This window comes from Roseateles sp. (assembly GCF_052436255.1).
Lineage (GTDB): Bacteria > Pseudomonadota > Gammaproteobacteria > Burkholderiales > Burkholderiaceae_C > Pelomonas.
In genome coordinates, this window is sequence record NZ_JBQVNP010000014.1 from 16,129 (window position 1) to 36,527 (window position 20,399).

General features: G+C 65.6%; 13 protein-coding genes and 1 tRNA gene. 3 read left to right on the forward strand and 11 right to left on the reverse strand.

Translation table 11 applies throughout. The features are described from left to right. Positions 1-68: 68 nt before the first annotated feature. Together ACT6S0_RS05700 and ACT6S0_RS05705 are read left to right on the forward strand one after the other, a co-directional pair. Positions 69-3,797, forward strand: coding sequence for a TonB-dependent receptor (locus ACT6S0_RS05700; protein WP_444762925.1), 3,729 nt, complete (start codon positions 69-71; stop codon positions 3,795-3,797). 14 nt (positions 3,798-3,811) lie between these two features. Continuing rightward, positions 3,812-5,317: a hypothetical protein gene (locus ACT6S0_RS05705; RefSeq protein WP_444762926.1), complete on the forward strand. Its 1,506-nt coding sequence runs from the start codon at positions 3,812-3,814 to the stop codon at positions 5,315-5,317. Here the strand turns inward: ACT6S0_RS05705 and greB are convergent, their stop codons facing one another. Continuing rightward, positions 5,318-5,893 (reverse strand): transcription elongation factor GreB, encoded by a 576-nt coding sequence (gene greB / locus ACT6S0_RS05710; RefSeq protein ID WP_444762927.1) that lies wholly within the window; start codon positions 5,891-5,893, stop codon positions 5,318-5,320. It abuts the gene before it with no gap. Positions 5,894-5,907: 14 nt separating this feature from the next. Here greB and ACT6S0_RS05715 point away from each other — a divergent pair, with 14 nt between their 5' ends. After that, positions 5,908-6,951, forward strand: a complete 1,044-nt coding sequence (locus ACT6S0_RS05715; RefSeq protein WP_444762928.1) for a CaiB/BaiF CoA transferase family protein — start codon at positions 5,908-5,910, stop codon at positions 6,949-6,951. 199 nt (positions 6,952-7,150) lie between these two features. Here ACT6S0_RS05715 and ACT6S0_RS05720 read toward each other — a convergent pair. The 10 genes from ACT6S0_RS05720 to ACT6S0_RS05765 form a co-directional block, all read right to left on the reverse strand. Continuing rightward, positions 7,151-7,227, reverse strand: a tRNA-Arg gene (locus ACT6S0_RS05720). Positions 7,228-7,304: 77 nt separating this feature from the next. Continuing rightward, the gene (locus ACT6S0_RS05725; RefSeq protein ID WP_444762929.1) at positions 7,305-8,552 is read right to left on the reverse strand and encodes a heme biosynthesis HemY N-terminal domain-containing protein; all 1,248 of its coding nucleotides are present in this window, start codon (positions 8,550-8,552) and stop codon (positions 7,305-7,307) included. Between the two features lie 2 nt (positions 8,553-8,554). Next, on the reverse strand, positions 8,555-9,688 hold the full coding sequence (locus ACT6S0_RS05730) for a uroporphyrinogen-III C-methyltransferase (RefSeq protein WP_444762930.1): 1,134 nt from the start codon (positions 9,686-9,688) through the stop codon (positions 8,555-8,557). A 16-nt stretch (positions 9,689-9,704) separates the two neighbouring features. Next, positions 9,705-10,436 (reverse strand): uroporphyrinogen-III synthase, encoded by a 732-nt coding sequence (locus ACT6S0_RS05735; RefSeq protein WP_444762931.1) that lies wholly within the window; start codon positions 10,434-10,436, stop codon positions 9,705-9,707. A 5-nt stretch (positions 10,437-10,441) separates the two neighbouring features. Further along, positions 10,442-11,368 (reverse strand): hydroxymethylbilane synthase, encoded by a 927-nt coding sequence (hemC, locus tag ACT6S0_RS05740; RefSeq protein ID WP_444762932.1) that lies wholly within the window; start codon positions 11,366-11,368, stop codon positions 10,442-10,444. A 26-nt stretch (positions 11,369-11,394) separates the two neighbouring features. Beyond that, positions 11,395-13,638 carry a DUF6445 family protein gene (locus ACT6S0_RS05745; protein ID WP_444762933.1) on the reverse strand — a complete coding sequence of 748 codons (2,244 nt, stop codon included), beginning with the start codon at positions 13,636-13,638 and terminating at the stop codon, positions 11,395-11,397. A 5-nt stretch (positions 13,639-13,643) separates the two neighbouring features. Continuing rightward, a complete protein-coding gene (locus tag ACT6S0_RS05750) occupies positions 13,644-14,627 on the reverse strand; it encodes a cupin-like domain-containing protein (RefSeq protein WP_444762934.1) in 984 nt (327 codons plus the stop codon). Between the two features lie 4 nt (positions 14,628-14,631). Then, the gene (locus tag ACT6S0_RS05755; protein WP_444762935.1) at positions 14,632-15,327 is read right to left on the reverse strand and encodes a SapC family protein; all 696 of its coding nucleotides are present in this window, start codon (positions 15,325-15,327) and stop codon (positions 14,632-14,634) included. Positions 15,328-15,344: 17 nt separating this feature from the next. Then, positions 15,345-16,913, reverse strand: a complete 1,569-nt coding sequence (locus tag ACT6S0_RS05760) for a tryptophan halogenase family protein (RefSeq protein ID WP_444762936.1) — start codon at positions 16,911-16,913, stop codon at positions 15,345-15,347. A 156-nt stretch (positions 16,914-17,069) separates the two neighbouring features. Further along, positions 17,070-20,126, reverse strand: coding sequence for a TonB-dependent receptor (locus ACT6S0_RS05765; protein ID WP_444762937.1), 3,057 nt, complete (start codon positions 20,124-20,126; stop codon positions 17,070-17,072). Between the last annotated feature and the right edge of the window lie 273 nt (positions 20,127-20,399).

A 20,399-nucleotide genomic window follows, 5' to 3' on the forward strand; every position in this document is an offset into this window, starting at 1 on the left:
GACCTTCTTTGCTCGGCGAGACGACCAACAACAAGCCCGGTGCCCTCGACCGGAACGCGGAGACAGACGTGGACAAGTTCAGCAAACCGGCGGTGGTGACCGCCGTTTCCCTGGCTCTGGCCTTGATGGCCCAGCAGTCGGCCCAAGCCCAACAGGCCGACGCCGGCAAGCCCCAGGACGCCCAGCCAGCCGCACGCAAGCCCGAGGCGCCGGTGCAGGAACTCGAGACCGTCCTGGTCGTCGGCACGAGGCAGTCGCAGCAGTCGGCCATCAGCCGCAAGAAGAACGCCGCCACGGTCCAGGATTCCATCGTGGCCGAAGATGTTGGCGCCTTCCCGGACCGCAACATCGGCGAGGCCATCTCCCGCATCGCCGGTGTCGCACTGGACCGCGGCGATTACGGCGAAGGCGTGAGCGTGAATATCCGCGGCAACGGCCCCGAATCGACCCGCGTGGAAATGGACGGCGTGGGCGTGTCCTCGGGCGCCGGCACCAACCTGCTGGGCGGTGGCGATGGCCGCGGCACGGAGTTCCGTGAGCTGTCGTCCGACCTGATCAAGAGCGTGGACATCGTCAAGGGCGCCACCGCCTCGATGACCCAGGGCTCCCTGGGCGCCAGCGTCATCATCGAGACGCGCAACGGCCTGGACTTCGACAAGCCCTACTACTCGTTCAGGCTGGCCGCCAGCAAGAGCGACCTGGCCAAGAAGACGACGCCGGACGCCAACCTGATCTGGACGGACAAGTTCTTCGACAACAAGCTGGGCGTCATGGTCAACCTCAACCGTGCCAGCACTCTGCGCGAGAACCACTCGATCAGCCAGGGCGGCGCGAACGGCCAGCAAGGCCTGGTGCGCCTGGCCGACTTCGACAACTCGCCGGAGAAGACCTTCTCCTACGCAAACAGCCTGGCCGCACTGCTGCCCAGCATGGCTGATACGCCGCACACCACCAACGGCACATGGCAGTCGCTGACGCACAGGCAGCTCCTCGAAGGCGCCGCAAAGGCAAGCACCAAGGCCGAGTGCCTTGCGACCTTCCCCACGCTGACCCCCGCGCAGGTGGCAGCGATTCCGTCCGCAAGCCGCACGGCAGCTTATGGCGCACGGCTGAACGAGCAACTCTCCTGCCTGAACCAGTGGAACGACTACACGCCGTCGCACACGGTCGGGCCGCGCTACAACTTCCGGTCCAACGACGACACCCGCACCGGCGGTGACATCCGCCTCGACTTCAAGGTCAACAGCCAGCTCTCCGTCTACGGCAAGTGGATTCAGAACCGCCGCCATGTGGACGACACGGTCGGCTTCCTGAGCATGGGCGGCGCCCCGGTGTTCAACGGCGCCGGGACATTCACGGACAACCTGGTCGCCAACACCCGCTCACTGACGCCCGGCGCCTCGGGCTCCGCGCTGCCTGCGAGCTATGCCTTTCGCGCCAACAACCAGCCGCTGATCCAGGGCGCCACCACCAACCTCCTGCCGGGCTACCAGGTGGACGGCAGCCACCACGTGACGAGCTACTCGACGGATGGCAACTTCCTCGGCACCGACACCATCTTCTCCAGCATCGACACCACGAACAAGACCATGCAAGCCGGCGGCGAGTACCGCGACGACCGACTGCGTGCCAAGTTCATGGCGAGCTACAACAAGGGCACCGGCCTGCGCTATGACCGCCGGGCGTCGTTCAGCTCTGCCTACGGCGTGGGCAACTTCGAGCTGCAACCCAACGGGCTCTGGGACTTCACGCGGCCGGGCGGCGCGGCGATCGACCAGCTGGGCAACCTGGCCGGCTACGCGTCGCTGAACCCTGCCGTGGCCAGCACGGCCATCAACGTCGACAACCTCAACCCGGTGTTCACGCCGGCCTACACGGCCGCGCAGCGCGCCCGGTACACCAACAACACCCAGCTCAACGTCATCCGCTCGTTTGACAACGAGAACACCGAGAAGCAGGCGAAGCTCGACCTGACCTACAACGTGGTCGACAAGCTGCCGTTCCTGACCGCGCTGAAGACCGGCCTGCAATTGATCGACTACGGCGCCACCACCTGGAGTGGTGGCGGCGGCGAGATCAAGTCGCCGCTGGGCACGGCTGGCCAGCCGGGCTTCCAGCCCGGCGTGTACCTGCCGTCGGTCAACGGCCGCTGGAATCTGATCGGCTGCGAGGACACGGCAGGCTCCCTGGCCACGGGCGGCCAGCCCTGCGCCTACGGCGTCGTGAAGAACCCGCGCTACGACGCTGGCGTGGGCGCCGTCGTGGGCGGCACCACCACACTGACCCCGGTCCAGTACCAGGAGCTCGTGCGCCAGACCATGACCCTTGCACCGAGCAGCCAGTTTTACGGCGGCGCCAAGGACCGGCCGGCCACGTTGCTGAATGGCTGGAGCCAGATTGACATCGACAAGCTGTTCCAGCAGGTCGGCTTCAACGTGCCGCTGGACTGCTTCCGCTCCTGCACAGCCAGCGACGGCAAGGTCTATGAGCAGCCCAGGACCGGGCTGCAGGACAAGCAGACGGCGGGCTACCTGCAGACCGACTTCGAGATCGACCGGCTGCCGTTCACGGACCGCCCCCTGCCCTTCGGCCTGGAGCTGGCCGGCAACATCGGCGTGCGCGTGGTGCGCACCGACATGAGCAGCACGGGCTTCATGGTGTTCCGCTCCATTCGCAAGAACGCCAACTGGGTCGATGGCAACGGCGATACGACCAATGTGACGACCGCCCAGGTCAGCCAGAACGTCGACTTCAAGGGCAGCCGGACCGATGTGAGCCCCTCGCTGAACCTGGCCCTGTGGCCGGTGCCGGACAAGCTGGTGACCCGCTACTCCTGGAGCAAGCAGATCGCCCGCCTGCCGATGAGCCGGGTCGCGCCGGTTGCGGATGGCACCATCACCTGCACCTTGAGCGAGATCATCGAAGACCGCCCGCTCGAGGATGACGGCTCGGTCGCCGACCAGGGCTGCAACCGCATCTTCGGCAACCCGGCCATGAAGCCGCAGACCAGCATCAACCAGAACCTGTCGCTGGAGTGGTACGTCAACCGCGACACCTCGCTGTCGGTCTCGACCTTCCTGCAGCGTGACCTCGTGGGCGCACCCAACCTGCGCGTCGGCCGCTCGGACGTCCGCCTGTTCGAAGGCAGCAATCTGCTGGACCCGCTGACCGGCTTGCCGCTGCGTGACCTGGAGTTCTCGTTCGCCCAGTGGGACAACACCACGCCGTCCAAGCGACGCGGTGTCGAGTTCGGCTCCAAGACGGCCTTCACCTTCCTGCCGTCCGTGCTGCGCTACACCGGCTTCGACGCCAACTACAGCCGCCTGCGCAACTCGGCTGGCGCGCCGGCCATCGACCAGATCAGCGGCGAGACCCTGCCGCTGTCCGGCCAGCCCAAGTACTCGTACAACGCCTCGCTGTGGTACGACGACGGCGCCCTGCAGGTCCGGCTCGCGCAGCAGGTGGTGTCCTCGCGCTACCAGACCTTCTCGCCGAACACGAACACGAACGTGGGCGTCAACAACTTCCCCGGCGAAGGCATCTCAAGCTGGCGCGTGCCCTACAACCCCGGCGCGCCCATCTTCAGCAAACGCACCGCGTTCGTGGATGTCAAGGCGTCCTACCGCTTCAAGAGCGGCATCGAGCTGTTTGCCGACGTACGCAACCTGACCGGCGAGCGCAATCAGGCCAGCACGGGCGGCTACCAGAGCTATGAAGGCGGCATCCCGAGCATCTACACCGACAACTACTACGGCCGTACCTACTATGTGGGCCTGACGTACCGCAGCCCGCGCTAATTCAGGGAGACACCATGACGCAGGCCGTCCGGCGCAGCTCAACCTTGAGCCGGACGGCTTTTGCCGTCCTGGCTCTGTCTTCAACGCTCGCTGCCGCGCCATTGCAGGCCCAGCAGACACCCGCACCCGCCCCGGCACCCGCCGAGATGCAGTCCCTGGGCGCGGTCGAGGTCACCGGCCAACGCCGCCGCTCCATCGATCCCAGCGCCGTCATTGCGGCCAAGAACAAGGTGCTGTCGAGCCAGTTCGCCTCGTCCTGCGGCTTCATGGGCGGCTACAGCGCCGCCGATGACGACGTGACGCTGGCCTACCTGCGCGACTTTGGCTCGATCGATGAGGACTTCAGCGACCTGTCGCCCGACGGCGGTGCCGCAACGCCGTCGGCATCTGCGTCGAGCCCTGCGGCCGGGGAATTTTCGCCGACACCCTCGGTCGCCTGCTCGGGCTCGGACCGCCGCTTTGCGGCGGGTCGCAACTGGATCGCCCGCAAGGACAAGTCCCTGATGCAGGCCTTTGATGCCTACGAGGCGGGCAACTACGTCGAGGCTCGCGCCCGCTTTGAGGAAGGCTGGAAGAAGCTGGGTTACGAAGAGGCCGCCCTGATGCTCGGGCGCCTGCACCTGCTGGGCCTGGGCACGCCCGCCAACACGCCGAAGGCGATCGAGTGGCTCAACGAGGTCATCGGCGCCCGCTATCACCCGGTCAATGACCGGCTGCGCTACGACCCCAGGAAGCCCGACCAGATCAACACCCGCATCGAGGCAACGCTGCTCATGGCACGCGTACAGCTGAGCGGCCAAGGCATGAAGCGCAACCCCCAGGAAGCACTGCGCCTGTGGCGCAAGGCGCTGGACTTCGGCTTCGAACCCGCCAACACGCTCATCGGCCAGGCTTATCTCAGTGGCGTGGGAACCCCTGTGGATGGTCCCAAGGCGGTCGAGGCGCTCACCGCCGCCGCCGCCGCCGGCCACACGCCGGCCATGACGCTGCTGGGTCAGCTCTACCACCACCGCGTTCCCAAGCAGCCGGCCGGGATTCCGCTGGACCTGGAGAAGGCCGGCGCCTACTACGGCGCCGCGGCCCGCGCCGGCAACCTGGAGGCCACCTACGCGTTCGCCCGCATGCTGGACCTGGGCGAAGGCACCCCGAAGGCGCCCGAGAAGGCCGTGGTGCTTTACAAGGAGGCTGCCGTGAAGGGCCACGTCGAAGCGCAGAATGCGCTCGCCACCTTCTTCTACAGCGGCGAGGTGGTGCCGCAGAACCACGCCACCGCGCGCCAGCTCTTCCAGGCCGCTGCCCGAGGCCGGCAGCCGGATGCGATGTTCAACCTGGCGGTCATGCTGGCCCAGGGCCAGGGCGGCGACAAGGACATGGCCGCCGCCTACGCCTGGTGCACGCTGGCCAAGGCCCAGGGCCACGAGCAGGCCGCCGCCGCCCTGCCCGTGCTGGCCGCCAAGCTGAGCCCCGAAGAGAAGGCCCGTGCCGACGCCATGCTCAAGCCCTCGCCGAAGAAGTCCTGATCAGTCTTTGGACGACGACGGAGCGGGGTACTGCACCTCCACCACCTCGATTTTCTCCACGCCCACCGGCGTGACGAGCTGCAGCTCGTCACCCACGCGAGCCTTCAGCAGGGTGCGCGCGATGGGCGACACCCAGCTGACCTCGCCGGCCAGGCTGTCGGCCTCGTCGATGCCGATGATGGTGATGGTCTTCTCGTCGCCGCGCGCGTTGGCATAGGTCACCGTCGCGCCAAAGAAGACCTGCTCAGAGCCATGGTGCACGCTCGGGTCGACGACCTCGGCGATGTCCAGCCGCTTGGTCAGCAAGCGCAGCCGGCGGTCGATCTCGCGCAGCCGCTTTTTGCCGTAGAGGTAGTCGCCGTTCTCCGAGCGGTCGCCGTTTTTGGCCGCCCAGGACACCGTCTCCACCATCTTGGGCCGCTCGACGTCGATGAGCGCCATGAACTCGGCGCGCAACCGCGCATAGCCGGCCGGCGTCATGTAGTTGCGCGTGCCGGCCGGCAGGGCCGGCAGCGCGGGGCCGTCGCCGTCATCGTCATCGGCCGCATCGGTTTCCTTGGTGAAGGCCTTGCTCATGCCAACATTGTGCGATGCAAGCCCCCTCCCCCATCGGCCCCTTGGCCGGACTGCGTGTCGTCGAAATGGACGGCATCGGCCCCTGCCCGCTGGCCGGCATGCTGCTGGCCGACCATGGCGCGGAGGTCATCGTCATCGAACGCCCCGGCGGCCAGGTCCTGGACACCGGCACCGCACTGGACCGGCGGAAGCGGCGCGTCTGCATTGACCTCAAGTGCCCCGAGGGCCTGGCCGAAGCGCGGGCGCTGATCGAGGCATCTGACGCCCTGATCGAAGGCTTCCGCCCCGGTGTCATGGAGCGCCTGGGGCTCGGCCCCGACACCTTTGAAGCCAGCCACCCTCGTCTCGTCTACGGCCGCGTCACCGGCTGGGGCCAGACCGGCCCGCTGGCGCAGGCGCCGGGCCATGACATCAACTATGTCGCGCTGACCGGCGTGCTGTCCGTCGCCGGCCGTGGGGGCGTGGTGCCCAGCATCCCGGCGACGCTGATCGGCGACATGGGCGGCGGCGCGATGTTCCTGGCCTTCGGACTCATGGCCGCGTTGTGGGAGGCGCGGTGCAGTGGGCGCGGCCAAGTGGTCGACGCCGCGATGGTCGACGGCGTCGGCCTGCTGTCCAGCCTGCTGCACTCCATGCGCGCGGCAGGCCGCTGGAGCGACGCGCCGACCCAGAACTTCTTTCTGCACAGCTCGCCGTTCTACGACTGCTTCGAATGCGCCGATGGGCGGTTCGTGTCGCTGGGGGCGCTAGAACCGCAGTTTTATGCCGAACTGCTGCAGCGCCTCGGCCTGGGCGATGTCGAGCCCGGCAGCCAGCACGACCAGGCGCTGTGGCCGGCGCTGCGCGAGCGTGTCGCAGCACGCCTGCGTGAAAAGACACGCGATGAGTGGACAGCGCTGTTGGAAGGCACAAATGCCTGCTTCGCTCCGGTGCTGACCTTGGCGGAGGCCCCCCTGCATCCCCATGCCCAGGCGCGCGGCAGCTTTATCAAGAATGCAGACGGCCAATGGCAACCCGCTGCCGCACCGCGGTTCTCCCGAGGCAGTGACGTCATGTGACGCCTGGCTCATCGGAGCTGGACTCAGAGGGCTTCCTGCCGTCGTGCAGACAACGCCGTCCGCAATAGCGAGCTTGGAAGGCGCCTCTCGACAGTGCCTCGCATAGACCACCAAGAGTGGCACATCGCGTAGGCGCGACCGCAAAAGGAAAACGGGTTAGCACCATGCGGTGCTAACCCGTTGTTTCTCTTCTTATTTTTGGTGCGGCTGGCAGGATTCGAACCCACGACCCCTTGGTTCGTAGCCAAGTACTCTATCCAACTGAGCTACAGCCGCTGAAGCCTCACAGTATAACCAGCTTTTTCAGCCTTCATCAAGAGTTGGCACGGTTTCTAAAAAATATCGCGCCGACGTCAAGGCAGCCGGGCGGCGGCCTCGTAGCAACGCGCACGCCGGACTTCGTCGCCCTCCTGCTCCGCCAGTGCGGCCAGGGCCAACCAGCTTCGCCGGCGCGGCGGGCTGGGCATCGTGGCGTCTTCAGCCACCGTTTCCAGCATCAGCCTTGCCTTGCCCCAGAGCTGACGTTCAGCCAACCCATGGCCCAGTGCATAGGCCAGCGACCGCTCCCGCGGAAAGCGCGACTGCGCAGACTCCAGTCGTTGTAGCCAGTCCGGCCCGCAGCCGGCCAGCACCGGCACAAGGGCGGTGGCCAGCGCGGCGCGCTCGTCAGATTGGAGCTCGGCCAGATCATCGAAGAACGGACGTAGCCAGCCGCGGCCATCATCAGGCGCACCAAGCTGGCCGGCGCACTGCGCAGCTCGGGCAGCGACGAGCGGGTCTCGGCGGTCGGCCGGGTCGAGCTGATGCCAGATCGACCGCAGCTGGTCGACATCACGTGCGCCGTCAAGCGCCTCGAAGGCCAACGAGCGCAGCAGGCCCTGGGCGGCGACTTTGGAGAAGGCCTGGTGCTTGGCCAGCAGACGGGCGGTGCGCAGCGCATCCAGGGGTTGCTGAGCGAGGCGCGACGCCTGCAAGCGCAGTCGCAGCGCCTGCGTGCGACGAGCGACGCCGGGAGCGAGTTCACCCAGGACACTCAGCGCGCGCGCGGCATCGCGATCATCCAGTGCCCATTCAGCCGCCAGCAGCCGGGCGCCGTCCTCCTGGGCGCGGGCGCCCCCTGCGCGGCGGGCCAGCTCCAGCGCGCGTGTCAGCTGTTCGTCACGATGGCGGCGGTCCTGCAGCCGGTGAGCGCTGGCCGCGGCAAGAAGATGAGCCAATGCCATGAAGGACTGGTCGGCCGCCAGCTCGGGCGTCGCGGATTGAATGTTGAGCGCCTTCTGTGCCGCCTTCTGCGCGCGGCTGAAGCGCGCACCGAAAAGCTCGGCCAAGGCTTCCCGCAGGGCCAACTGAGCGCTGCGCTCACGCTGGGACAACCGCCATTCGCGGGCGCGCTTGGGCAAGGTGGTCAGCGCCTCGATGGCCTGGATGGCCGTGACCAGGGCGAAGCAGCTGGCGACCAGCAGCAGCAAGAAGAGGTTGAGCGAGATGTCGACCCGCCAACCGGCCCAGTAGAAACTGGCGAGGCCGTCGTTGTTGCCCAGGGTCAGCGCTGCGACGACCGCGGCGATGAACAGCAGAACCAGCCAGATCACCAAGCGCATGATCAGCGTCCGGCAGCGGCCGCAGTCAAGGCAGCCAGCGTGTCATCCGGCCGCGGCACACTGACCTGGCGCGCCTGGCCAGCGACCTGGCGCAGCAGTTCGGTCACGCTGCTGACCTTGCGCGAGCGCGTGTCGAAGTAGCGGTTCAACATCTCCTGGCAGTCACGCAGATCGGCCTGGACGGTGTCGAACTGGCGGCTCAGCAGCGCAAGGCGGGCGTTGAGCAGCCGCAACTTCAGGTTCTCCCGCAGGAAGAAGCTCTGGTCGGGCGAAACCAGGGCGGCTTCAGGGTGCTCGATGCGGGTGACACGCAGCAGCGTGCGGGCCTCGCCCCAGATCACGCCCGTCCAGTTCGACAGTTGCTGCGTAGCCTGCCACCACCACAGCGACACCTTGCCATCGCCTGCCGCAGCGGCTTGCTCGCGTTGCAGTTTCAGCGCGCGCTCGCGCTCCTTCGCGGCGTCAGCATGGCGCTCGTCGCGCGGCCGGGGCGCAGCGTCACTGCTGGACACCAGCGGCAGTTCGTCCGCCATGCGCACGACTTCGTCGAGCTTGATGGTCAGTGTGGACACATCGACGACGGAGACGGCCTTGACGCGATCAAGATCGCGGGCCACGGCGCGGCGCACGCCTTCCATGCGCGGCTGCTTGTAGCGCAGCAGGCGCTCGTCGGCCTGCTTGAGCGTCGCGACCAGCGGCTCGGCGCTGCCGGTGATCTGCGTTTGCTGCATGGCCACGCGGATGGCGGCCTCGATGTCGCCGACGACGTTCTCGTCGCGCGAGCGGGACATGGACTGGATCAGCTCCTCCAACTGGCCGCGCTGCAGAGCCACCTCGGCAAGCCGGGCCTCCAGCAGCGAAACCTTGGCGGCCGTGTCGCGCACCAGCTCGGTCGACTGCTTGGCTGCCAGTCGGGCTTCGGTGGCCTCGGCCTGGCTGGCCTCCTGACGGCGCACCAGTTCCTGCTCCAGAGACTGCTGGCGCGACAGGCTTTGCCAGGCCAGCACGATGCACAGCAGTACCGCCGCCCCCAGCAGGGCGAGCAGCCACGGCAGCCAGGCCGGCAGGATGGGGGCGTTAGGGGGCGGCGCGGCCGCAGGCTCGGTGGCGGGTACGACGGGAAGCGGCTCAATCACAGTGCGCCAGATTCTGTCAGAGCGCCCGGAAGGCCCGAGTCACCGCTTCAGGGTCCGGTCGCGCCAAAACCACAGGCGCAAAGCCGGCGGTACGTGCGGCCTCAGCGATGCGAGGGTGTGTGGCCACCGCGCGCTGGCCGTTCAGCGCCATGCCCTGCAGATGACTCACCGCCTCGGCGCTGCTGAACAGCCAGACAAAGCCCTGCGGATCCGCCAGCGCCTGGGTGAGCAGGGCACGCTCTCCAGCGTCGAAGCGCGGGCTGCTGCGGTGATAGACGGTGACCGCCTCGACGCTGGCCCCGGCTTCGGTCAAACGCTCGGCCAGCCACTCGCGACCACCGTCACCACGCAGCAGCAGGACGCGTGCGCCGGCCCAGTCACGATGCGATGACAGCCGCTCCCAAAGGTGTTCGGAATCCAGGCTGGCGGCGTCAGCGGCCGGCTGGACGACCTGCGCAGCAGGCACGCCTCGCTCGACCAATGCCTGCGCACTGCCGGGGCCGACGCAGGCGGCAAGCGTATGCGCCGGCCAGTCGCCGCGGTGGGCGAAAAACTGCTCGACCGCATTCGGGCTGACGAAGACGGCCAGGTTCACCGCCGGCAGGCTGGCCCAAGCGGCCCGTACCGGGCCGGGGTCGCGCGCCGGCAGGATCTCGATCAGCGGCAGCGCGGCGGCATTGACGCCGAGCGCTTCAAGCCGCGCCAGCCATGCGGCGCATTGCGGCCGCGGCCGCGTGACCAGCAGCATGGGGCTCATCCGGGCAGGTAGGAGCTGGCGCCCAGCTCGCGCAGGCATGTGGCGGCTTGCTGGCCAAGGCTTTGCGCCGCGGTAACGTCGCCCACATCGGCCGTGACGCTCGCCCGCAGCAACGGCGAGGCATGGATCTCGGCATGGCCGATGGCCGCGTCGAGACAGAGCGTCGCGCCCTCCCAGTGGGCGTGAGCAGCCAACGGCAAGCTGCAGCTGCCGCCCAGCGCGCGCGACACGGCACGTTCGGCTTCACAGGCCAGCAATGTCGGCATGTGGGTCAGCCTGGTCAGTGCGGCAGACAGCGCCGCGTCGTCGGCACGGATCTCGATGCCGAGCGCGCCCTGCCCTGCGCAGGGGAGCATCTGGTCGATCTCGAACACCCCCCGCACGCGGCTGGCGAGGCCAAGCCGCTTGAGGCCGGCGGCGGCCAGCACGATGGCGTCATAGCCACCTTCGTCGAGCTTGCGCAGGCGCGTGTCGAGGTTGCCGCGCAGCGGCTCCACCCGCAGATCCGGGCGCCGGCTCAGCAGCTGGGTCACACGGCGCAAGCTGGAGCTACCGACCACGGCGCCCTCGGGCAGGTCCGCCAGGCTGGCGTGGAGGTTGGAGACAAAGGCATCGCGCGGGTCTTCGCGCTCCAGCACCGCGGCGAGCGTGAAGCCGTCCGGCAGCTCCATTGGCACGTCCTTGAGCGAATGCACGGCGATGTGGGCGCGACCTTCGGCGAGCGCAGTCTCCAGCTCCTTCACGAACAGACCCTTGCCGCCGATCTTGGACAATGTGCGGTCGAGGATCTGGTCGCCACGCGTCGTCATGCCAAACAACGTCGCGGCGATGCCAAGTTCCTTGGCCAGGCGCGCCTGCACATGCTCGGCCTGCCATAGCGCCAGACGGCTCTCGCGCGTGGCGATGATGAGGTGAGTGGTCATAAGGCCCCGATTATCGAGGCTGGTTCTCAGGCGCCCGGCCGGTGGCTCTTGAAGAAGGCGTTGATGGTCAGCCGGCCCAGCCCTTCCAGGTAGCCCGCCTTGTGGCCCGCCCATTGAATGTCGCCGGAGTGGAAGATGCCGCCGCTGTAGAAGATGGCGCGGTTCCATTTGGCGGGCACGCGGCCGATGACTTCGAAGTAGCGGTTGCTCTCGGTCATGTAGCCCGGGGGGAGGCCGTACTTGTCAGTGAACACGCTGGCATCGAGCGTGTTGGCATCGCGGCGGAACGCCGCCGTGTCGGCCTCGGACATGAGCGAGCGGAAGAACACGGTGCCCCCGAGCTGTTCGTCGGTGAACAGGTAGTGCACGCAGGCCGACATCAGGTGCTCGGGGTCGAGGCCGGAGTCGTCACGGTGGCAGATGCGCTGGCGGGCATCGAGCGTCGCCGGGTCCTGCACGACACGCGAGAAGCGGCCGAACATGCCCAGCGGCGCGCCAAGCCGCAGCGGTGCGGCCAGATGCTGGCGAAAGAAGCGGTCCAGTTCGGCGGCCAGGCCGTCGGGGAAATTGAGCTGCGGGCCAGGGTAAGGATGTCCGACCGGCGTCTCGAACTTGTCCGCGTTCGCCTGCACGAGCGCGACGAGGGCGTTGGGGTCCTGCACGAAGTCGTCGACGACGTAGACCTTCGCGCCGTCGGCGAGTTCGACGACATCCAGCTTGGCCTGCGGATTGATGTGCAGTGCCGGGCCGCCCATCGGCTCGGCGCTGACCATGTCGATCCTGGGCGCGGGGCAGAACTGGCTGATGAATTGCTGGTGCTTGGGCAGCTTCATCAGCGTGCGCGCCACATCCTTGCGGATCTCTCCCAGGAAGTCCGCCAGGTTGCGGTTGTCCATGTTGCGCGTGATGGGGTGGTGGCTGGCGGGCTGGATGCCCTGCCCCATCATGACCTGCACCCACGAGTTCTCGGCGAACAGCTCCCCCTGGCGCAGCATGACGCGTGCGGTGTCGCGGAAATGCTGGATGCGGTGCTTGAGCAGCGGCGGCACCTCCATCTCACGGCAGCCACGCCAGAAGGCCGAGTCGTCGCGGTTGGTGACGTGGTAGTGCAGGATGATGAAATCGCGAATGATCTCAATCTGCTCGCGCGTCTGCAGGTTGTATTCGTCGATATCGCTCTGGCGGACGCCGTCGGTCGGGAAGAGTTCCACCAAGCGGGTCAGGCTCTTCTGGATCAGGTGGATGCTGGTCGACTCCAGCGGCTCCAGGAAACCGCTGGCCAGGCCGATGGCGACACAGTTCTTCTTCCAGACCTGCTCGCGCTGGCCCGGCGTGAACTTGATGACGCGCGGCTGGCGCAGCACCTCGCCATCAACATTGGCGAGCAGCGCGGCCTTGGCCTCGTCTTCGCTGATGTGCTTGCTGCTGAACACGACGCCATTGCCGACGCGGTGCTGCAGCGGGATGCGCCACTGCCAGCCCCAGGGATGGGCGATGGAGCGGGTGTAGGGCACGGGCTCGCCGGCGAGCGTGGTCTGCACGGCCAGCGCGCTGTCGCAGGGCAGCCAGTGCGACCAGCTTTCATAGGGTACGCCCAGCGTCTGGCCGACAAGCAACGCGCGCATACCCGTGCAGTCGATGAAGAAATCGCCTTCGACCAGCGCGCCGCCATCGAGCTGCAGGCCGGTGATGTCGCCACTCGTGGCGTCGGTGTGGACCTTGGCGATTTTGCCCTCGATGCGCCGCACGCCGAGGTTCTCGGAGAAGCGGCGCAGGTGCTGGCCGTACAGCGTCGCGTCGAAGTGGTAGGCGTAGTTGATGCCGTTGTCGGGCAGCAGCGCGAAGCGGTTGTCCATCGCGGCGCGCAGCTCCAGGCAGTAGTCGCCATAGCTGCTGGCCAGGCCGCGCTTGCGGGCCTCCAGCCAGAAATGGTGGAAGCCGGCCGTCCAGTGGCCCTTGCCGGTCTTGCCGAAGGAGTGGAAATAGTCTTCCCCGACATCGCGCCAGTTCTCGAAGTTGATGCCGAGCTTGAAGGTGGCTTGCGTCGCCTGGATGAACTCTTTCTCGTCCAGGTCCAGGATTTCATGCAGCAGGTGCAAGGTCGGAATGGTCGCCTCGCCGACGCCGACGGTGCCGATCTCTTCGGATTCGACCAGGCGGATGTCGATCTGCTTGCCCAGGCACTTGGACAGCCCGGCGGCCACCATCCAGCCGGCCGTGCCGCCGCCGGCGATGACGACGCGTCGAACGGGTTTGGAAGCAGTGTTCATGAGCGTTATCGGTTGAGTCTGTTGCGCAGTGCCGCGCGGAGCTGGCGGGCGCTGTGGTCATCCATCGGCGCGAGGATGCCGCGCGCAGCGGCTGGAATGTGCGCCGCCGTCTGCTCGTTGGCGTCGAAGACGTAATGGTCGAACAGCGCACGCCAGGCATCGCGCTGGGCCGGCGGCAGGTCGCGCAGCGATAGCAGCGCCATCATCAGCGTGTTGAGCGGCGTGTCCATGAACGACGGAGATTGCCGCCACCAGAAATTGACGAGCGCGTTGATGGGCTCGAGAGAGTGCACGCCATGCCACCACTGGCTGGGAATGTAAAGGGCATCGCCCGGCTGCAGCTCGAAGACCAGCGCCCGCTCCAAGGCCTGCGCGTAGCGCGGGAAGCGCGCCAGGTCAGGCTGCGTCACATCGACCAGGCTGATCGGCTGGCCGGCCGGGGTCAGGTCCAGCGGGCCGACGTAGAGGTTGGCGACCTGCTCCGGCGGAAAGAGCGTGAAGCGACGCCGGCCCGCGACCACGCAGGCGATGTTGTCGGGCAGGTCGAAATGGGGCGCCACCTGGGTGCGGTTGCCCAGCCACAGGCTGACGAGCGGGTCGAACCGGGCCAGAACCGGCAAGTCGTTCTGCTGGCGCAGGCCGGGGAAAGCGGTGTCGAGCTCCGTCGAGCCAAGATAGAGCGCGTCAGGCGAACCGGCCAGCAACTCATCCAGCAAAGCGCCGAAGGCGTTGACCTGACGCTCGAAGTTGAAGCCCGTGAAGTCCGCGTCGTAGAAGAAGCGCCCGTTGATCTGCGGCGCGCCGCGCCACAGGGCCAGGCGGGTTTGCGGACCGAACGCGCGCAGGTAGTCGCAAAAGTCAGCGTTGGAGCGCCGCGCCGCCTGCACCAGCGGCCAGTGGCGCACCAGGCCGCGTAGCAGCACGGGCTCGGTCGACCGGAGCACGTCCGCCGGGATGGCTTCGGCGTTCACATCGCTGCGCTCCACCATGGGCTCAGGCTTCGCGGGCGAGGTGGCGGCGGATCAGCTTCGGAAAGTTGGATAGCGACGCAATCGCCATGTAGATCGGTTGCAGGTAGTCGGCCTGATGCAACAGGCTGACGGTGCCGGCGTCCAGGGCCGCCAGGCGCTCCTCGTGGATCATGTAGAAGCCCACCAACTCGCCATGCGAGCCGTCGGGCCGCTGCACGTCCAGCACGAAAGACTCCAGCAGCTCGTGCGCCATCAGCGTCTGGATGAACTCCGGCGTGGCCTGTAGCCCTTCGTGCAGCGTATGCAACACCGAGTTGGCGTGCTCAGTGAAATCAGTCGTGCCGCCGTGCGGCAGGAACACCGCCTCGCCCTCGGCGCCATCGCTGATGCGCTTGCTGGACATGTCGACCATCATGCGCAGTTCGTCGTCGGCCACGCCGATTGAAAACGGGATGCGCTGCACCGACAGCGGCAGATAGTCGGCGTCCCAGCCGTCCTCGGTCAGGTAAAGGTTCTCGCCTTCCCGCAGGCCGAACAACACCGTCGGCAGGAAGCTGCCCTTGCCGTCGGGCTGGAAGACGATGGGGTAGTGCGCCTGGAGCTTGCGGAACTCGTCGGGCGTGGCGGGGGCCGACATGACATCGTCGCCCCACTTCGCGCCGCGCTGGGTGACGATGCGCAGGTCCTTGTGCTGAATGTTGTTGAGCAGTTGAAGCATGGGTGTCGGTCTGAAGGTCACGCGGCAGCGGCCATGCCGTGGGCGTGGATGTGTTGGATGAGATCGCGATGGCGAGGCATGGCGCCCAGCAAACGTCGGGTGATTGTCGGCACGTCTTTCAAGCCGGCCTCGGCTGCGGCGAGCTGAGGCGGGCGCAGCGGCCGCAAAGCCGGTTTGAATTGCATGCCGTAAAGCACGTACTGGTAGCTTGCCGCCGGGAAGACTTCATCGTGGCGGTAGAAGTCGTTGCGCGATGGGGCGCGGTGTGCCCAGAGTTGCAGCAGCTCGCGCAGTGACTCGGGCTGCGTGCTGGCCTGCCGATGCGCACGCCAATAGTCGCCATCGTCACGCCGGCTCAGCACGTAATGCAGCTTGAGGAAGTCGATGACGCGAGACCAGCGGTAGGCAAAGGCATCGTTGAATCGCCTGGCCACCAGGTCCATGTCGGCCCGGTTGGCGGGCATCTCGTCGCGGATGAAGGCGCCCGACAGCTCCACCAGCGCCAGTGCCGACGCTTCAAGCGGCTCAATGAAGCCAGCGGCCAGGCCGACGGCCACGCAGTTGCGATGCCAGAAGCTTTCGCGATAGCCCGGGCTGAAGCGGATGCAGCGCGGCGGCGCGGCGGCGTCGGCCTGGGACAACCCGCTGCGCTCAAGGTAGTCCGACAAGACACGCTCGGCGGACGCATCGTCCGTTTGGCTGCTCGAATAGACGAAACCGATGCCGCGGCGCGTCGGCAGGCCGATGTCCCAGGTCCAGCCTTCGGCGTGGGCTGTGGCAATCGTGGCGGACGCCAATGGCGCCTGCGCATGGGCATGCGGCACCTGGATAGCCAACGCACTGTCGTTGAACAGCACGCCCTTCTCGGAGCGGAAGCGGACGCCGTAATGCTGGCCCAGCAGCAAACACGCCAGACCCGAGCAATCGATGAAGAGGTCGCCTTCCACGTCCCCATGCTGACGGGTGACGAGTGCGGCGATGTCCCCGTTTTCGTGGGATCGCACAGCCGCGAAATGGTCAGCAACATGGCGCACGCCGAGCAGGGTCGTGGCATGCCGGCGCAGCAGCAGCCCAAGCTTGACTGCGTCGAAGTGATAGCCGTAGTTCAGAACACCACCGAAGCCCGGCGTCGTCGTCTGCTTGGGTGCAAGTTGGGCGTCGCACAGATGCGGCTGCACGCTCACGCTTTCGGCGAAGGCTTGCGACCGCCCGCCCTGCAGCCAGGCGCCGGTGAGGTCCACCTCGCCGAAGTGGTGCGGCAGCGTGAACGGGTGGTAGTAGCGGTCATCCGAACCGCCACGCAGCCAACCGTCGAAACGAGAACCCTGCTTGAACGAAGCGTCGCATTCGCGGATCAGATCGAGTTCGCTGAGCCCGATGCGACGCAGCGTGCCGCGCATCGTCGGCCACGTGCCTTCGCCGACGCCGATGGAGGGCACGTCGGGCGACTCAATGAGGGTGATCCGCAATGCGTCGGGGCCATCGCCACCCAATTCGGCGGCCAGCGTCGCGGCAGTCAACCAGCCAGCGGAGCCACCCCCCAGCACCACGATTCGTCGAACTGCTCTCGTCACCTCGGGACTCATCTTGGAAAGTATGGGCCGTGCGCGTGCCATCCACGTCGCCTGGCCAATGGCTACGGCAAAGAAATATGGCCGAGGTGGGCGTTGCGCGCCCACCTCGGCCAATCACCCGGTGAAACACCCCTGCGAAGGCGAATCGCCGAGCGCAGCGCCTATCGCTCAGAAGCGGTAGCGGGCACCGATCAGGTAGCGACGGCCCGTCTGCTGGGCTGAGACCAGCATTTCCTTCGTGCGGCTGTGCTGACGGATGTAGCCATCATTCAGATTCAGCAGGTCAGCCTGAAGGGTCAGGTTCTTGCCGATCTTGTACCCGATGGACACGTCCACCTGACCATAGGCCTCGGTGTAGACCGGGTCGTTGGAGTTGTCGTACGTACGCTTTGCAAGGAACTGATCGCGCCAGTTGTATGCGCCGCGGATAGACCACGACTCGTTTTCGTAGAAACCAACCAAGTTGGCCGAATCGCTGAGTCCGATCAGCGGAGCTTGCGTACCCGTGCTGGTGTTATCGAACTTCAGGCCGCTCTTGACGTAGGTGTAGTTACCCGAGACACCAAAGCCGCTGTTGCCGAACATGTGCTGGAAGTTGAACTCCAAGCCCTTGATGTTGTCGCCAGCACCATTGGCATAGCTGTTGATCCGGAAAACCATCGGCTGCGCGCCGGCAACCGCCCCGGAGATATTGCCAATGATGAAGTTCGGATTGGTGCCGTTGGTGACGGTCACCCCAGGCTGACCCGCGTAATTGTTGAAGATGTAATTACGAATGGCGATCGCCGACGTCAAACCCGCCGCCTGAGCAGCGTTGTAGTAGGTTCCGCTGGCAGGCTGATTCAACCCGGCAACTGTCGTGGTGACAGTCGTCGCACCGATGAAGTCGGAAATCTTCTTGTAGAAGGCACCGACAGCAGCGTAGCTGGACTTGGCGTAGTAATACTCGGCGGACAGATCGAGATTCTTGGACTTCAGCGGCTTCAGCGCCGGGTCGCCCGTCGAACCGTTACCGCCGGTCGAGCGGTTGGCGACATTGTTCAGTTGCACGCCACCGAGCATTTGATCCCAACCCGGGCGACCAATATTGACGCCGTAACTGGCGCGGACCTTGATGTTGTCAGCCAGGTCAGCATCCCAATCGATGCTGGGCAGCCAGTACGAGTACTTACCGTCCTTGCTACCGAAACTGCTGGCGCCGCCGGTGAGAATCACCTCATTCTCGGCGTTCCAGTTCGTACCCGAGTAAGCGGTAACCTTGGACGAAGATTGAACCTTGGTGGTTTCATAGCGCAAACCGACCGACAGGTTCATCGGAATGGCGGTATCAAACGAATGGTCCCACTGGCCATAGGCCGACGTGGTCTTTTCCGTGGTACGCCAGTCTCTGGCGTCAGGGCCGCTGTAGTCCGGCTGCGCGCGGAAGTAGGCTTCAGCCTGCGCCCGCGTGAAAGGCACATTGTTGGTGCTCTGAGTGCCAGAAATTTGCGAGTTGGCAATCGACTGCTTCAGCACCGCATCGAAGTCAGGCGTGAAGAAGTGCGGGAACAGCCGGGGATCATCATGACCTGGAATGCGATTGAAGAAACCGCCTAGGCTGTCGATGGCCACCGGGACGTTCTTGAACGAGCCTTGAGGACCGACACCGCTCCAGTCGCCATGGAAGTTATTCACGCTGGCCGAGCGATTCTTCAACTTGGCAAAACCAAGGCCTGCAATCAACTTGTCATCGGCGCTCAACCGATAAACACCACGCAGCTGGACTTGATCGACAGCTTGATCGCTCAAGTTGCTGTTGAACTGAGAACCCGTCACCGTGGTCTTGTTGGGGTCGTATGTCAGACCCGGCGAGCTCATGATCGGCAGGTCCTTGTCATAGTATGCGGTCGTATTACCCTGGTTAAACAAGGCGAGGTCGAGAATCGCATACGTACCGTAAGGACTGTCCGGCGACGTCTTGGCTTTTGACTTGTGCACATCGAGGTCAAACCTGAGCGCATCATTGACCTTCCAGTCCACGTTGAAGCCCGTGGAATTCAGCTTGCTCTTTTGGGCAAACTGACCAATGTTCATCCCGTAGTCGTGCGTTCCATTCCAAATCACGGTTTGGACGATGGGCGCCTGGACCGGACCTGTCGTGAACTTGGTTACCGGGCTATTTCCCAAGGCACCGGAAAACTCATTGTTGAACCAAGCCGAATTCTCTGAATTCTTTGCGCCGACCGTATTGACGGCCATGGTGTGATCGACCGTGAATTTCAGGTCCTTCGTCGGCGCGAACTGCAGCGTCGCCTGACCGTTCATCCGCTCTCGGTCCAGCGCCGTGATCGAGTAGCGCATGTCGTTCGTCGTCGCATACAGACTCGTCGGCTTGACCGGAATATTGCTGGACGGCGTGACAGTCATGACGCGGGCGTCATTGGTGTGCCAGCCGTTTTGCGTGTAGGCATTGTTGGAGCCGGAAACACGCTTGGAGTAGCTGCCGCTGATGGCGATGCCAAGGGTGCGATTGCCGAAGGTGTCGCTGTAGATACCGGAGATTTCCGGCGTCACCTTGTCACCCTTGAACGACTCGGGCAGGCGGTTGTTGGAGTCGTCGTAATTGGCCTTGATGCCGATGCTGGCGACTCGCTCGCGCAAATCAAGAGGACGCGCGGTCTTCACATTGATCGTGGCACCGATGCCGCCCGTCGGGGTTTCAGCGCGGGCGGTCTTGTAGACCTCCAGCGCCGAAATCGAGTCGGAAGACAGGTTGGCGAAGTCGAACGCGCGCGAACCGCTGGCACCTTCGTTCAACGGGTTAATGGCGGCAGTCGGCATCTGGCGGCCGTTCAACATCACCATGTTGAAGTCCGGGCCGACACCACGCACCGTCACCTTCGAGCCTTCGCCGCTGGAATTGCGGTCAATGGATACGCCTGCGATGCGCTGCATCGATTCGGCAAGGTTGGTGTCGGGGAACTTGCCGATGTCTTCTGCAACGATGCCGTCGACAAGACCACGCGACTCCCGCTTCAAGGTGACAGCGCTGTCAAGCGACCTGCGGATGCCGGTGACGATGACCGTCTCCAGTGCTGTTGCAGTAGGGGTCGCTGCACCGGCTTCCTGCGCTTGCGCAGCGGCTGCGCCAGTGAACAGCGCGATCGTCGACGCCCAAGCGACCGGATGGAGTCGGCCAGGCGTTCGCGCCTTGTGACGCGTGATGGAAATCTGGGAATGTTTCATTTGTCTCCTTGCTTGCTCTGACGGCTCATGATTGAGCCGATTGACGAACTTGTATGGTCGGGGTCGCCAAAATGTTAGCGATACCAGACCGCCATGAAAAAGCACCACCACAACGCCGACCTGACTGTATTTTTTGACGGGCGCCTTTTGATCTAGGGTTTACGCCCGCAAGCTGTGACATTTGCGCAACCGTCAAACCCCAGTCATAAAACCAGGGTCGGGCACCCACGCACACAGCAATAAACAACCCCGACTGGTAGCGATCTCACCAGC

Bases quoted from the DNA above. Each gene is read 5' to 3' on its own strand.
- ACT6S0_RS05705 (WP_444762926.1), top strand. From the start codon at position 3,812: ATGACGCAGGCCGTCCGGCGCAGCTCAACCTTGAGCCGGACGGCTTTT.
- greB (WP_444762927.1), bottom strand. From the start codon at position 5,893: ATGAGCAAGGCCTTCACCAAGGAAACCGATGCGGCCGATGACGATGAC.
- ACT6S0_RS05715 (WP_444762928.1), top strand. From the start codon at position 5,908: ATGCAAGCCCCCTCCCCCATCGGCCCCTTGGCCGGACTGCGTGTCGTC.
- ACT6S0_RS05725 (WP_444762929.1), bottom strand. From the start codon at position 8,552: ATGCGCTTGGTGATCTGGCTGGTTCTGCTGTTCATCGCCGCGGTCGTC.
- ACT6S0_RS05735 (WP_444762931.1), bottom strand. From the start codon at position 10,436: ATGCTGCTGGTCACGCGGCCGCGGCCGCAATGCGCCGCATGGCTGGCG.
- hemC (WP_444762932.1), bottom strand. From the start codon at position 11,368: ATGACCACTCACCTCATCATCGCCACGCGCGAGAGCCGTCTGGCGCTA.
- ACT6S0_RS05745 (WP_444762933.1), bottom strand. From the start codon at position 13,638: ATGAACACTGCTTCCAAACCCGTTCGACGCGTCGTCATCGCCGGCGGC.
- ACT6S0_RS05750 (WP_444762934.1), bottom strand. From the start codon at position 14,627: ATGGTGGAGCGCAGCGATGTGAACGCCGAAGCCATCCCGGCGGACGTG.
- ACT6S0_RS05755 (WP_444762935.1), bottom strand. From the start codon at position 15,327: ATGCTTCAACTGCTCAACAACATTCAGCACAAGGACCTGCGCATCGTC.
- ACT6S0_RS05760 (WP_444762936.1), bottom strand. From the start codon at position 16,913: ATGAGTCCCGAGGTGACGAGAGCAGTTCGACGAATCGTGGTGCTGGGG.
- ACT6S0_RS05765 (WP_444762937.1), bottom strand. From the start codon at position 20,126: ATGAAACATTCCCAGATTTCCATCACGCGTCACAAGGCGCGAACGCCT.